This window comes from uncultured Cytophaga sp. (assembly GCF_937863595.1).
In the GTDB taxonomy this organism is placed as follows: Bacteria; Bacteroidota; Bacteroidia; order Cytophagales; family Cytophagaceae; genus Cytophaga.
Genome location: NZ_CALMGQ010000171.1, coordinates 1 through 15,132 on the forward strand (window position 1 = coordinate 1; position 15,132 = coordinate 15,132).

Here is a 15,132-nt window from a genome sequence, read left to right on the forward strand (position 1 = left end):
TTTACAGGGAAACCTACACAAGTTGGATTGATTGGTGTTGTTATCGATATAGTAGGCGTTAACGCATTGGTCAGATTCACCGTGAAGCTTGCACTCTTATCTCCTGTATTACACGTGTTTGATGTACTCACTACAACTTTAATCACCTTTGTGGTTACGTTGTCATTACCAATGACTGGTGTATATGAATACGTATTGCTATTGCTACCTACTGCTTCTCCAGCCAAAGTCCATGCATAAGTCAATGTACTCGTTGGTACATCTGAACTCGCAACTGCTGTAAATACTGTTGGCGTTGCGCTTACACACAAATCAACGGGAGTCGTAAAGGGTGTTAACGTAATGATTTCTTTTGATGCAATCGTTTTGGTAACAATGTTCGTTGCAACAGCATCGCACGTTCCTGATTTATCTAATCTTTGGAATTTAGTCGTTACAGATATCGCTGGGGAGGTATACGTCGCATTTGTAGCTAATGGAATATCTGTGAATGGAATAACTCCATCTGTGTATTGCCACTGATATGCATAACCTGAACCTGCACCACCTTTAGTTGCACCTGTCGCTGTTTCTTTCATTACTTTGGGAGCCGTATTGATACAGATACTTTCGTCAGCCTCAATTACCCCTGCTACTAATGCTGGGAGAACAGTAATATCTATAATATTACTCGTCGATTTATTACATGGTGATGGCACGTCTGAATACGTAACAACTCTTCTGTAAGAAACTTTTGTTCCTGTTTGAGCTCCGATTGGAGTAAATCCTGTGCCATTTACTGTGCCGTTGGCTGGACCAAAAGCTCCTCCATCAATGGATTCTTCCCACGTATAAACGGGTGTTGTTCCTCCACTTGCTGCGGTAGTACCTGCGGTAATTGCATCAGGAGTTGTATTGTTACATATTGTTAATTTTGCTGTTGTTATTGTACCTGCTACTACTCCTGCATTCACCGTTACTGTGATCGCTGGTGATTGAGAAGGTGTTGTACTTGCACATGACGCAGTACTCAAAGCTTTAACATAAATGCTATAAACTTGTGGGCTTAAAGCAGCTGTTGTGGTTAATGAAGTTGTGCTAAATGGATTCGTTGTTGTAGCAGCTCCTTGACTTGTTTCAGCTCCTGCTGCACCTATAAACCATTCATATTTTGGAGCGGGTGTTGAGCCAGAACCTGTTGGGGTAGCTGTAAAGTTAACAGCATTACCTGAACAGATTGTCGTTTTATCTGCTACGATAGTTACATTAAGTACGGGAACTGGTGTTACTGTGATTGTAATCGGATTGGAAACGGATGGCGTCGTTGGTGCACATTTTACACTACTTAACATTTCAACAGTATAGATATCTCCATCAACTGCTGTGGTAGTTGTATACGTATCTGAATTTGTTCCAACTGTTACTGCTGGACCAACAAGCGGTTTTCGTTTCCAAACATATGCTGGTGGCGTACCGCCTTGTACTGGCGTTGCAGTGAAAATTAATTTTCCGCCCGGACAAATCGTTTTATCTGCATCGTCTACTACAATACTTACTGTAGGGGCAGGTATAGGATTTACAACCATCGTTGCTGTTGTCGTTGCTGTCTTAGGATTTGCACATCCTAAATCACTCGTCAATTCTACCGTAATAACTTCTCCATTTTTAAAACCTGTACTCGCATATGTATCTGTCGTTGATAATGTACCTGGATGAGTCGGTTCAGAAGATGTCCATTTGTACGTTGGAAACGTTCCTCCACTTGTTGGATTTGCTTTAAGCGATATATTATCTCCATCACAAATTGTTAAGCTTGGTGTTGCAACAATAACTACTGTAGGGGCTGCTGTAGCACTAACTGTTACATCGTAGTTAAATGCTGGACCTGCGCAGCCTCCTGTTATAGATTTTGGTATGATAACATAACGAACTACTACTGGGCCAGTTGCTGTACTTGTCAATACTTCTGTAATCGGACTGGATGTTCCGCTACCTGCAACATTGCCATTTATTGTGGATATCGCTGCACGTGTCCAAGTGTATGTCGATGGATTATCACTTGTAATGATATAATTCTGTGCTACTGCAGTACAGATTGTTCCTGTTGCTGCTGAGTTAATCGTAGGTTTTGGAATCACTGTGACATCATAATTAAATGGTGTGCCAGGGCAAGAACCTGCTGTTGATGTGGGAGTAATAATATAGCGAACAACTACAGATGCGGCTGTTGTATTGGTTAACGTCTCTGTAATTGGGCTCGCTGCTCCTGATCCGATTGCATTGCTAATGCCAGCAACTACAGCTCGAGTCCATGCATAACTTGATGGAACAACACTTGTAATTGCATAACTCTGTGCTGCTCCTGAACAAATTGAGCCTGTTGCTAAAGATGAAATTGTCGGTGTAGGAACTACTGTGACATCATAATTAAAGGCTGTTCCTAAACATGTTCCTGCAGTAGAGGTTGGGGTAATAATATAGCGAACAACTACTGCTGCATTTGTTGTATTGGTCAACGTTTCTGTAATTGGATTTGCTGTTTGTGCACTAACTGTTGCATTACTAACTCCCGTTACGGCTGCACGTGACCATGAATAACTTGATGCAACAGCACTTGTAATGGAATAGCTCTGTGCTACACCTGAACATATCGAACCTGTTGCCGCTGAACTAATCGTTGGTTTTGGATTAACCGTTACATCATAGTTGAATGCTGGACCAGCACATGTACCTGTTGTGGATGTTGGGGTAATAATATAGCGAACAACTACTGCTGCATTTGTTGTATTGGTCAACGTTTCTGTAATTGGATTTGCTGTTTGTGCCGTTGCAACTACATTGCTGATACCTGTAACTGCTGCACGTGACCATACATAACTTGATGGAACGACACTTGTAATAGAATAGCTCTGTGCAACTCCTGAACAAACGATTCCCGTTGTTGCTGAACTAATCGTTGGTTTTGGATTAACCGTCACATCATAATTAAATGCTGGACCTGGACAACTTCCTGTAGTAGATGTTGGTGTAATAACATACCGAACTACAATAGCTGCATTTGTTGTATTAGTTAGCGTTTCTGTAATTGGATTTGTTGTTTGTGCTGTTGCTATTAAATTACTAATACCTGCAACTACTGCACGTGACCAAACATAACTGGATGGAACAACACTTGTAATAGAATAATTTTGTGCAACACCTGAACAAACTGATCCAGTAGCTGCAGATGAAATTGTTGGTACTGGGTTTACATTTAATACAACTGTTTTTTCTGTATAACACAATGCATTACCTGCAGTACCATCTTCAACACGCAATATATATGTACCTGCATCACCTACTACTGGGGAAGTAAAGTTTCTAACCGGAACCGTTTGAGAAGCTGTAGTCGCTACTGGTGTTGGTGCTGTTAAATTCGTGTATGCTGCTGGAGCTGGTGCAGGCGAACCTTGCTTATACCAAACATACGCCATTGTTGTATTTGCAACAGGATTTCCCGCATTCACATAAGAGCCTGTAGTTGTAAAAGCTGCATCGCCAACACATTTATTTATTGGAGATGTGCCACCATTAACTGTTACGCTTGTTGGTTTGTTACACGGCGGACAATCTTCTTTTATTAAAACTTTTAAACGACCACATGGGTAGGGAGAACCTACTGTTACATTCCATGCATAGAAAGGAGGGAATATATCTATTGCACTGCTAGTGCCATAAGATGTTATGTCTAAAATATCAATGCCTGCATTTTGGAAATTAGTTGAATAGGCGTTTCCAACAGTATTATATTGTCTTGTATCTTGATCTGATTCAATGTAATAACTACCCCCAGCAGCTAAAGCAGGAGTAGGGCTAAATGTAATTGTGCTGGTTAAATCACCTGCTGCTGCTGCAATAAAAGAACCAGTTGCTAAAGAGGCACCTCCTGCATCTTTCAAAGTCAGTGTGATAGTTGAAGCAGAATAAGACTTCCATTCAACTATTACGGAATTTAACGAAAACGATTTAATTGGTATAAAGTTAATTCTGCGCGATCCGTAGGTTTGTTGGTTACCAATTGCACCCAAATCTGCTTTCTTGGCTAAAATTGCATTAAACGTACTTTTATCTTCTACCCATACCTCAGCAGTTCTATTCGGAGCAGTTCCCGTTTTAGTAAGTGTGGTTACATCTAATAATGCTGTTGTTGCATCTACGGTCGTTGCTAGTGCAGTTCCTCCAGTCAAAGCGGCATACCATTCATAGCTGCTTAAATTAGTAGTTGCAGAAGAGCCAGTTTCTGTTACGTGAACAGTAGCATTTGTTCCACAAAATTTCAAATTCCCTGGATCGCCAAAATTAGCGACAGGATCCTTAATCTGTATCGTGTCTCCAGATGCTGTACAAGGTGCACAGTTTGCTGGTAAGGAAGCCCTATCATCTGATATAATTAATCTATAATACCCATTCGTGGTAACTGTAAGATTATCTGCATTCGCAGTTGGGAATGTTGTAACGTTTTTAATAACATTCCAAGGTGCAGTTCCTGTTAGTGAATATTCCCATGAATAATTATAAGTAGGCCTAGGAGCTACATTTGCATACAAAGTTTGTGAAACTGCAGCACATTTTGAAAAATCAGCACCTAAATTAGGTTTAAGAGGACACGGTGTTGCAATTGCACATGTAGGTATGGTTATTTTTGTAAAATACCCTACATCCGATTTGTCTCCAGCGGCAGAGCCACCGGAACCGATTCCAACTTGACCGTAAGAATTACTTCCTGCAATGTAAACATCACCATTAGCTAAGATTGCAATGGATATTGCATCACCATCTGATACACTCACTACATTTTCAAGTTTTACGCCAGGTCCAGTTAGTCCGTAAACAGGGCCTTCAACACCTTTTCCTGGATCAGTGGCACTAATTTTATTGCCCAAAGTCATTCCAATGCCTAATTGACCCCCTAAATACGCACAATCTGCTCCACAATCAAAAAACCCATTTGCTCCAAATGTTACAATACTTCCGTCATCCAATACCGCCATGGAATGCGCCTGACCTGCTGAAATAGATGTAACACCTGTTAGGTATGGACCTGTATTGTATTCATTAGCTATTGTATAAGGATCTGTTGTCCATGGAGAGTTGAATGCTTTTGGAGCTAATACTTTATGGGCAGAATATTGATACCCTTTTCCTTGACCCAATTGTCCAGCCCCCCAGTCTCCGCCAAATGACCACAAACTACCAGTAGCATCCAGCATTAAAACGTGTCTGTCACCCGCTGAAATCGATATGATATTTGTAACAGGAGTTGTTGTAAAACCAGCATCCGTATTATCACCATATACCACTTTTTGCGCACAATGAGGATTAACTGCAGCTGGTCTTCCAAGTGCAGCACCAGCATTATTTAAGTTATCACCCCACGACCAAACACTACCATCAGCTAATAATGCATAACAGTTCTCATCACCTGCTTCAACCTGAATTACATTTGTTAATTGAGTGCCGTCGCATTTAAGTACATAATTTGGAAATGCTCTATCTGTAGTTGTATTATTACCTAATTGCCCTTTATCGTTTTGTCCCCATGAAACTAAACGACCGTCATTCAAAATAGCGAACGATTCATCGTTACCACCTGATACGTATTTTACTCCGCTTAAAAAACCAACTCCGCCTATACCAACAACTTGAACAGGTGTTGCTGAAAAGCCACTCGCTACATTGTTACCCAACTGACCAGTAGCATTTGCTCCCCAAGCATATACACGACCATCGCAACCTAATGCTAAGGTATGGGATCCAGAACCTGCATCTGTTTGTCTCAAATCCAAACCTGCAGGAAAACCTGTAACCATAACTGGTTCATTTGAAAAGCCTCCTGGACCTGTGGGCCCTAGCTGACCTACGTCATTTTTCCCCCACGCAAATACGTCACCATTCTCACAAATAGCTACCGTGTGGGCATTCCCCCCAGAAATCTGCAAGTTCTGTGCAAATATTCCATTAGCAATAAAAAAGAAAACAATTGCTAACAACCAATTTTGGTTTTTTGATTTTAACATAAGATAACCATTTAAAATATAATACCTTTTTAACCCGTATAATAAGATTCACAACTATGGTACTTAACCACGAATTTACACTAATTTTTGCAGATTTTAATATGTGAATAAAAAAACTTGCAAAATAATCTTTATTTTTTCTATGAATCTTTTGCACTTCTGCAAGAAACCCTTGTGACGTGTATACTTAATGCCAGTTAAAAGGTAACATGTGAAATCAAAAATAATTAAGCAGTATTCCAATTATTGAATTATCAAGGATTTCTTACTACATATAAACTATTGGTTAATACTATTTTAAATAATTAACATGTATAATATGCTGTTCTTTGTAAGAAGTTTAAATCCATTTTTATTTTTGTAACGAACGTGTTTTTAGTAAACTGGGCACATCACGTTTTAGATGCAAGAATTGTTGACGTTGAATTGTATAAGCGATAAATTTTATTCAATTAAAATATTCAGGGCTGAATAAACAATAAAAAATAGCTTCGCCTTATTTTCCTTCTAATAAAGCCACTGAATGTCTTTCGGCGCTAAATTAGAATGTATTATTCGAAAATGGAGTAACGACAAAGAATTGCTCCCTTATTTCCCTATTGTCTGAACTGAGATTTATAAAGGATTTAAAGGATACGCAGGATGTGTAGAATAGAAACATGTTCTTTCAAATAAGTCGTCGGACCACTGAAAAAAAGTAGTCTGACGACTGTGTAAAGGTGAAAGTTTAATATTTTAATGCGTATTTCGATATGTCGTTCTCTAGGGGCGATGCACCTAGTTGTAAATTGCTCCTGTACTTCCCATTAAATCCCAAAAATCTTGGTTCAGACAAAAATGAATTATAAAGGATGTGTAGAATAGAAACATGTTCTTTCAAATAAGTCGTCTGACCACTGAAAAAAAGTAGTCTGACGAAAGTGTAAAGGTGAAAGTTTAATATTTTAATGCGTATTTCGATATGTCGTTCTCTAGGGGCGATGCACCTAGTTGTAAATTGCTCCTGTACTTCCCATTAAATCCCAAAAATCTTGGTTCAGACAAAAATGAATTATAAAGGATATGTGCAAAAACGTTCTCTTTCAAATAAGTCGTCGGACCACTGAAAAAAAGTGGTCTGACGAAAGTGTAACTGGTAAAGGTATAGTTTCAAAACTCATTTCTGCGCATTTAAGGCCGTTCGATATATTTCTAATACTGCCCGAATGGCCCCATATGTAATTTCTTCTGGAAGTCCCTCTTTTATTGTTTTTGCCGATAAGATGCCAACTTGGTCTATGACAGCTTCAATTTTTTGTTGCGTGGCTTCATCTACAAATTCGCGAATGCCAATTTCCCCTGTTGGTAAAAAAGAGCTTAAGTGCCCTTCAATGGTTGTGAGTGCATAATTACGCTCGGCAGCTATTTCTTTCATGGATTTGCCCGACCGAAACATTTCTAAACTGATGCGGTGACTTTCGCCTTTTTTAGGCTTTTCGGCTTTTTCTTCTTGTGTCGAAAGATTATCTTCTTTGATTTTTGGTTTGCCTTTCTTCAATAATAGCGTTACATCTGTACCTGCTAACAAGCCTTCAGCATATTCTTTTGCTTGAACAATTAAAGCTTCTTGTTTCTTTATTCCGCGCAGCAACATCTGCACATCTTTAACATATTTTTTACATTTCTTTTTTGGTGTCATTACCTGAATGTGCTCCGAAAGAATGCTAATTCCTTTTTCACGAATAAGATTCCCGAAATAATTGCTCGCATTGCCAACACGTTCATTCAAATGGGCATACCCTTCTTTTTCAACCGTTGACAATATTCTGTTTAATTCGCCTATAAACTTAACGCCTACTTTTTGTAGATCCGCTAAACAATCGTGCACTCCTTTCAAACAATCTACTGCAAGTTGTTGGTCGCTAATTTGTCGTTCACCAGCATACACATATTGCTCGTAACTTTCGTGTACCAAATCGTCAAACTGAAATGCCTTTTTTAAAGACATTGCTAAAAATTTTTGTTGCTGAATTTTTAAATAGCTTTCTAATTCATTGGTTGGGTGCGAAGCAGAAAGGTATTTCAATATACGTTCATCCACGCGTATGCTGTGCGGGGAAATTTTTGAATAGAGCACCAATTCTTTTGTTGAAGTAAGTCGACTCAAAGCTACATATACTTGTCCGGCAGCAAACGAATCGCCTGCATCTACAATCGCGCGTTCAAAGGTTAAGCCTTGACTTTTATGAATGGTGATTGCCCATGCAAGTCTCAAAGGGAATTGTACAAAAGAACCCAATTCTTCTTCTTCGATTGAATCGCGTTCTTTATTTGCTTGGTAGCGAATATTTTTCCACGTATCGCGTTCTACTTTCATTTCGTCTGCTCCAGAAACGGGCTTCACCATAATGTAATCGCTACCCAATTCGGTTACTACAGCAAGCATTCCGTTGTAAAATTTGCGATTTTCTCCTTTGTCGTTTTTAATGAACATCACTTGTGCATCTACCTTGAGATGCAAATTCATTTCAACTGGGAAACTGCGCTCATTAAAATCGCCGCTGACAAAAGCTTTGTAATTTTTTTCTTCTGTTTTTAATTGATTGAGTTGAAAACGGTTGATTGTTTCGGCTTTGTCGTTGTGCGTGGTTAGGGTAATGTATGCCTCACCTGGAGCTGGTCGGAAGGTTGGTTTAAAGTACGTGTCCAAATGCTCCAAATCAGATGGGTGCACAGAATTGGTACGTATGCGATTCAAAATATCTAAAAACAAACCATCCTTTTGGCGATAGGTCTTTTGTAACTCAATAACTAAGGGGTTTAATGCACGCAATGCCTGTGCTTCAAAAAAGAATGGGCTGTCGTAATACAATTGCATCACATTCCATTCTTCGTTGCGTACTACCGGCGGCAGTTGATACAAGTCGCCGATAAAAACCAGTTGCAAGCCTCCAAAAGGTGCTTCGTTGCCACGATAGTGTCTTAATATAGTATCGATGGCATCTAGCAAATCTGCCCGCACCATGGATACTTCATCAATAATCAACACCTCTAATTCTTTGATGACATCAATTTTTGCAGCACTTAAATGGCTCGTCGTAAAGATTGATTTCTGATCACAAAAATTTTGTTCTTGCTGGAAGGATTGATTCGACGTAGTCGGTAAAAACGGCTTAAAGGGCAATTGAAAAAGCGAATGCAAGGTTACGCCGCCTGCATGGATGGCTGCTACGCCTGTAGGTGCTGCAACAGCAAGCTTTTTGTTTGTATGTTCCCGTAATTGTTTTAAAAAAGTGGTTTTTCCCGTTCCCGCTTTCCCAGTTACAAAAATAGATGTTGCCGTATGTGCAACAAACTGGCATGCCATATCAAACGGCACGTTGATGTCGATTTCTTCGGTGTTGGTGTTCATTAAGTTATTAGCTAATTGATTCGTAAAGGTAGGGAAAAGTATTGTGGAAAAAGGTATAGAATACGATGAGGAAAGTATAGAGTACGTAGTACAAAGTACAAAGTGTGTGGTTAATAATATTGTAAGTTATTATTAGTTAGCAAACTACGCTTACAATCTAAAAAATAGTAGTTTGTTGGGCATAGATTATTTAACATTTGATAATAAAGCAAACTGCACCACACAAAAAAGGGTAAAGTCAATTTAAATTAACTTTACCCTTTTGATAACTTAGTGCTTTGTACTCCGTACTCTATACTTTGTACTTGTTTTTATTTAATATCCAGCAATTCTACTTCAAATATCAAACTAGAGTTTGGTGGAATAGAGCCTGCGCGTTGTGCACCATATCCTCTGTAAGAAGGTATATATAAAATCCCTTTCTCTCCTTTATGCATCAGCGGAATACCTTCGTCCCAGCCTTCAATTACATACCCTTTACCTAGTATGAAATCAAATGGTTCGTTGCGATCTTTGGAGCTGTCGAAAATTTCACCATTTAATAATTGACCTGTATAATGTACAATCACTTTATTGCCTGCTTTGGGTTTTGCACCAGGACCTTCTTGTACTACTTGATAGTAAATCCCTGTAGCCGTATCTAATGTTGCCTTGATATTATTTGTTTTAATATAGGATGCTAATTTCGCGTCTTCTTCTACTTGTGTTTGCTTTGCCATAACTACTTGTTTTTTATTGTATTCATCCATCGTCATTATATCGTGCATCTTAACTTCAAAACGCACAAAGCTGCCTTTTTCAATATACGGAGGCATTTCTGCGCCGATTCCTAATTTAAATAAGGTATCTGCAGACAACCAAAATGCGCAACTATCGCCTTTAGATAACATCGCAATCGCTTCTTCAAAAGCGCCTGGATACTTCGGTTTTTGCACCGTTGTAATAACTCTATTTTTTTCTGCAACTGTACTACGCAAAACAGAATCTTTATTGTTATACAATGTAAAATCTAATTCCACAACATCGCTTAAGTTACCAGGTTTGCCAGGAACATCAAGTCTATATTTATATGCTAAACCAGAAGGTGCATAGGCTACATCTTTTTCTTTAAATAAAGTAGCCTTACTTGGTGTTTTTGTTTTCTTTTGTGCCTCAGCATGCATGCTAATGAAGCCAATTAATACAATCAATAATAGTATTCTATTCATGTTTTTATTTGTTATTTTATCTCTACTTCAAATACCAATGGCGCATTTGGTGGAATAGAACCTCCTGCACCTTTAGATCCATAAGCAATTCTAGAGGGTATCAAAATAATTGCTCTGTCTCCATGCTTTAATTTTTGCATGCCTTCATCCCAACCTTTAATAACTTGTCCTATACCAAGTGTAAATTTAAAATAGTCTCCATTACGAGATCTATCAAACTCTGTTCCATCCATTAATAGTGTGCCTATGTAGGTAACTTCAATATTTTCGTTCTTTTGAAGTTTCTTTTTTTCTTGTTCGCTACTGCTCAAAATAACAACGTAAGCTCCGCTTTTCGTTGCTTCTGCTTTATAGTTATGTAGTTGTAAATACTTTTGAATTGCAATACTATCTTTAACATCTACATCTGTTACTATAGCTCGTTGCTTGGCTGCAACCTTTTGTTGTTCAAACCGAACAGAATCAACTACACGTTTGGAATATACCTTTCCCATTTTTACAATCATTTTGATTGTGCTGTGTGGTTTAAGGTATGCGGGTAATTCCTGACGAAATGTATTGATAAAAAGTGAATCTGCATTTAATAAGAACAGTGCACTATCGCCTTCTGTCAATAGTAATAAACCCTCTTCAATACTTGGTTTATAGCTGAGTATTGGTGTCTCAATAGCAATAGGTTCTGGATTTTGGAATTGATCATCTATGATTGAATCGTTCTCTGTAAGGATCTTAGTCCAAAAAGTGATAAAACCGCCCGATGAAGGTAATTCGTTACCAATACCTTCTTTTATAATTTTATATTGTAAGCCGGAAGTTGTTGTCGAAAAAGTGGAACTGCCTTGTTCCCCCGCTGCAGTAATTTTTTTATTTTGTGCATGCAAACCAACGCTGCATGCACAAAATAAAAAACTAAAAAGAAAGAATTGCTTCATTCACATATATTATTTTACTTCTACTTCAAATACTAAGGGAGCATTTGGTGGAATTGCGCCACCTGCACCTCTAGAGCCATAAGCCAAACGTGAAGGGATAATGATCAATGCTTTTTCGCCATGTTTTAATTTTTGGAAACCTTGATCCCAACCTTTAATCACTTGACCCATACCCACTACAAATGTAAAGTATTCGCCCGCTGGTGATTTGTCGAATTCTGTTCCTTCAATCAATAATTTTCCAACATATTTTGTTTGAACGCTATCCATAGGTGCAATAAATATATCAGTTGATTTATTTTCTTTCAACTTTACTACATACGCACCACCAATAGTAGCTTGTCCTTTTAAGTTATTCTTTTTCAAATAATCTTGAATGGCAATACTATCTTGTTTGTACGTAACCATTTCTTCAGCCATTTGATTCTTTTGTTGTTCTTCTTGAATAACCATTACTGAATCCACAAACTTTTTAGGATACACTTTACCCATGCGTACAACCATTTTGATTTTACTGCCAGCTGTTATGCCTGTTGGTAAAGGTCTGTGGAATGTATTTGCATACAATGAATCTGCATTCAATAAAAACTCTGCGCTATCACCTTCCGTTAGTAACCAAAAACCTTCTTCGATACTTGGTTTGTGGACTGCTTCTGGAGTAGGTATACCAACTGGATTTGGATCTGAAAATTGAGAATCAATTGTTGAATCTTTATCGTTTTTAATAGCAAACCAAAATGTAATAAAACCGCCTTTTTCAGGATACACATCACCTGTAGAATCTTTTGCAATCAAATATTCTAAACCGCTATCGGTTTTTTTAAACTTGTTACATGAAGTGATGCTTGCGATTAAGAATGCGCCAGCCAATAGGGATAAACTTTTCTTTAACATAGAAATTTTTCTTTTCGTAGATTTTCGAGTAATTCTTCTTTATAAGTAGATACTATTTCTCGGAAGTGACGAACGGTTTCGGACAAGGTTTTAAGAGACCTTCCTCCTGATGCGTTTTTATGTCCTCCCCCTTCAAAATGAGTACGTGCAAATACATTAACATTAAAATCGCCTTTTGAGCGAAAGGATAATTTTACGCCATCCTCGCGTTCGATAATCATTGCTGCCAAAACAACTTTGTCTATCGATAGAGCATAATTTACTAAGCCCTCCGTATCTCCTGTTTTCGAATCAAAGCGTTGCAATTCTTCTGCAGTTAAGTATATGAAGGCGGTATACAGTTCTGGTATAACTACCAACTTTTCGGACAAACAAAATCCGAGTAAACGTAAGCGTTCTTCCGAATTGGTATCAAATATCAATCGGTGTACACGCGATGAATCTAAATTCCACGTATATAAATCGGCAATGATTTGATGCACTTTTTGATCTGTGTTGGAATGGCGAAATGAGCCTGTATCCGTCATGATCCCAGCATAAATACATTCTGCAATGTAGGTGTCCATTAGGTGACGCCCATCTAAGCCAATAATAATTTCATAGATTAAAACGCCAGTTGCCGCTGCTGAAGTATCTGAAATTGATATATCTGCAAAATTGTCGGGTTGTAAGTGGTGGTCAACAAGCACTTTAATTGCTTTTGAACTGCCAACCAAATCGCCTAAATCATAGATTCTACCTAATGCATTAAAGTCCAAACAGAAGATAATATCTGCTGCTTCAATGTATGCTGCAGATCGCACCTCCTTTTCATCACTGAATACCCAAACATCATCATTTCCAGACATCCAATCTAAAAAAGAAGGATAATCGGAGGGCACAATTACTTGTACCTCATGACTCAATTTTTTTAGAAAACGAGCTAAAGCCAACGAAGACCCCAATGCGTCTGCATCGGGTTTGTGATGAGTGGTTATAACAATTTTCTTAGGAGATTCTAAGAGTCGTTTTAATTCAATCAGCTGTTGCTGCATTTAGTCTTTACTTCAATGGATAGTTCAAGCCGACAAAGGTCAAAAGAAATAGTAGAAAAAACAACCTGCAAGTGCTTCATTTTAAGAATTTACATTATGGAATGTCAAGTATTTATCTATTTTTGTTAAATAATAAACGAATCTATGTTTAGTCACCCTTTTCATGGGTTTGAATGTTGGATTTGATCGGTTGGGAAAGTACACTCAAGTCTCGTTGAGTGAAAAGAACTATTATGAACATAATTCTACTCCTAACTATGATTTTATCCTTCAAAAATCGAATACATAAATGATTAACCCTTTAGCGTATTCGTCGTTGAAGGTATAACCATCTAAATAAACAAGTAAATACAACTATGGCCGGAAACAGAACTTTCTCAATGATTAAACCAGATGCTGTAAGAGACGGACATGTGGGGAGTATTTTAAAAATGATTGAGGGCGGAGGCTTTCGAATAGTAGCAATGAAGTTGACGTATTTAAGCGCAGAACGTGCTGGTCAGTTTTATTCCGTTCACACAGGCAAGCCGTTTTTTGATGGTTTAGTATCCATCATGTCTGAAAGTGCAATCGTAGCGCTTGTCTTAGAAAAAGAAAATGCGGTAGGAGATTTTAGAAAATTTATCGGTTCTACAAATCCTGCAAATGCTGAAGAAGGGACTGTTCGGAAAGTTTTTGCAAAATCAATGGAACGCAATGCTGTACATGGTTCAGATTCTGATGAAAACGCTGAACTTGAAGCAAGTTTCTTTTTCAGTAAGATGGAACAATATTAATACGTAAAGGTTCCTTTAATACTTAAATCTATATTGTATAGATGGCTCCGATTTAGAGCCATCTATACATTTAATAAGTACTATCGAAAATCTACACAAGTCTTCCCTGTATTACTTTTTTTCTACTTCAAACAATAAAGGCGAATTTGACAAATCAGATGGCGCAACAACTAATTCTGTTAATGGTGGATTATTCCCGTAGCGCTGTTTCATAATGGTTTTTACTTCAGGCGAAGATAAGTCAAACTCTTTCATTGTTCTTAAAGAACAAAGTTCAACACCATATCCTCTTTTATAGATTTTCCATACCAATTCAGAACAATACAGTTCATCATCACTCCAATTAAAATAGATATCGTAATGTGTGCCAATCATTTTTTTGGCAAGTTGTTGTGCTATTTTAATTTCAGCATCTAGTATTTCATTATTTCGATCTTTTAAACGCATAACCGTATAGTGCCCACCCGTTCCATGAGCAATCCAAGTTGCAAGTTCCGTTGTTCGAACAGGCTCAACAGCTTCTAAAACAAATGGTTTGCCATCAATGTATGTAATCATTCCTACATGACTATATTCTGAATGCGTTGCAAGCTTAACCGCTTTGCATTGGGTCGATTGAGAAGATTGAAAAATAATGTCACCTTCTAAATAGGCTATTTTATTATTATTCGATTTATAAATAGAAGAATTTTCGTTCTTGTTAGAATAAAAGGAAAATAATATAAAACTACTTATGAATAGTATGCTTCCGATAATAATTCTTTTCTTCATGATTACCCTTTTTTAAATATTAACGCAAAAAAAATCTTTGTAGATATAAAAAAGGTTGAATAGTACTATTCAACCTTTTTTATATCTACAA

Annotated in this window: 8 protein-coding genes; 1 reads left to right on the top strand and 7 read right to left on the bottom strand. The window is 37.9% G+C overall.

Annotation, left to right across the window (positions count from 1 at the left end; translation table 11 throughout):
* The 6 genes from Q0543_RS14965 to Q0543_RS14990 form a co-directional block, all read right to left on the bottom strand.
* A partial coding sequence (locus Q0543_RS14965; protein ID WP_299254867.1) for a PKD-like domain-containing protein occupies nt 1–6,035 on the bottom strand: 6,035 nt, incomplete at its 3' end.
* Nucleotides 6,036–7,191: 1,156 nt separating this feature from the next.
* The gene (locus tag Q0543_RS14970) at nt 7,192–9,426 is read right to left on the bottom strand and encodes a helix-turn-helix domain-containing protein (protein ID WP_299254870.1); all 2,235 of its coding nucleotides are present in this window, start codon (nt 9,424–9,426) and stop codon (nt 7,192–7,194) included.
* Between the two features lie 311 nt (nt 9,427–9,737).
* Nucleotides 9,738–10,634, bottom strand: a complete 897-nt coding sequence (locus tag Q0543_RS14975; RefSeq protein WP_299254873.1) for an FKBP-type peptidyl-prolyl cis-trans isomerase — start codon at nt 10,632–10,634, stop codon at nt 9,738–9,740.
* A gap of 11 nt (nt 10,635–10,645) precedes the next feature.
* Nucleotides 10,646–11,566: an FKBP-type peptidyl-prolyl cis-trans isomerase gene (locus tag Q0543_RS14980; RefSeq protein ID WP_299254876.1), complete on the bottom strand. Its 921-nt coding sequence runs from the start codon at nt 11,564–11,566 to the stop codon at nt 10,646–10,648.
* 9 nt (nt 11,567–11,575) lie between these two features.
* A complete protein-coding gene (locus tag Q0543_RS14985) occupies nt 11,576–12,460 on the bottom strand; it encodes an FKBP-type peptidyl-prolyl cis-trans isomerase (protein ID WP_299254880.1) in 885 nt (294 codons plus the stop codon).
* Nucleotides 12,454–13,494: a DHH family phosphoesterase gene (locus Q0543_RS14990; protein ID WP_299254883.1), complete on the bottom strand. Its 1,041-nt coding sequence runs from the start codon at nt 13,492–13,494 to the stop codon at nt 12,454–12,456. The genes Q0543_RS14985 and Q0543_RS14990 overlap by 7 nt, the downstream gene beginning before the upstream one ends.
* 356 nt (nt 13,495–13,850) lie before the next feature.
* Here Q0543_RS14990 and Q0543_RS14995 point away from each other — a divergent pair, with 356 nt between their 5' ends.
* Complete coding sequence (locus tag Q0543_RS14995; RefSeq protein ID WP_299254886.1) at nt 13,851–14,270, top strand: nucleoside-diphosphate kinase; 420 nt, start codon at nt 13,851–13,853, stop codon at nt 14,268–14,270.
* 111 nt (nt 14,271–14,381) lie between these two features.
* Here Q0543_RS14995 and Q0543_RS15000 read toward each other — a convergent pair whose 3' ends face one another.
* Nucleotides 14,382–15,041 (bottom strand): YiiX family permuted papain-like enzyme, encoded by a 660-nt coding sequence (locus Q0543_RS15000; RefSeq protein WP_299254889.1) that lies wholly within the window; start codon nt 15,039–15,041, stop codon nt 14,382–14,384.
* Nucleotides 15,042–15,132 lie beyond the last annotated feature (91 nt).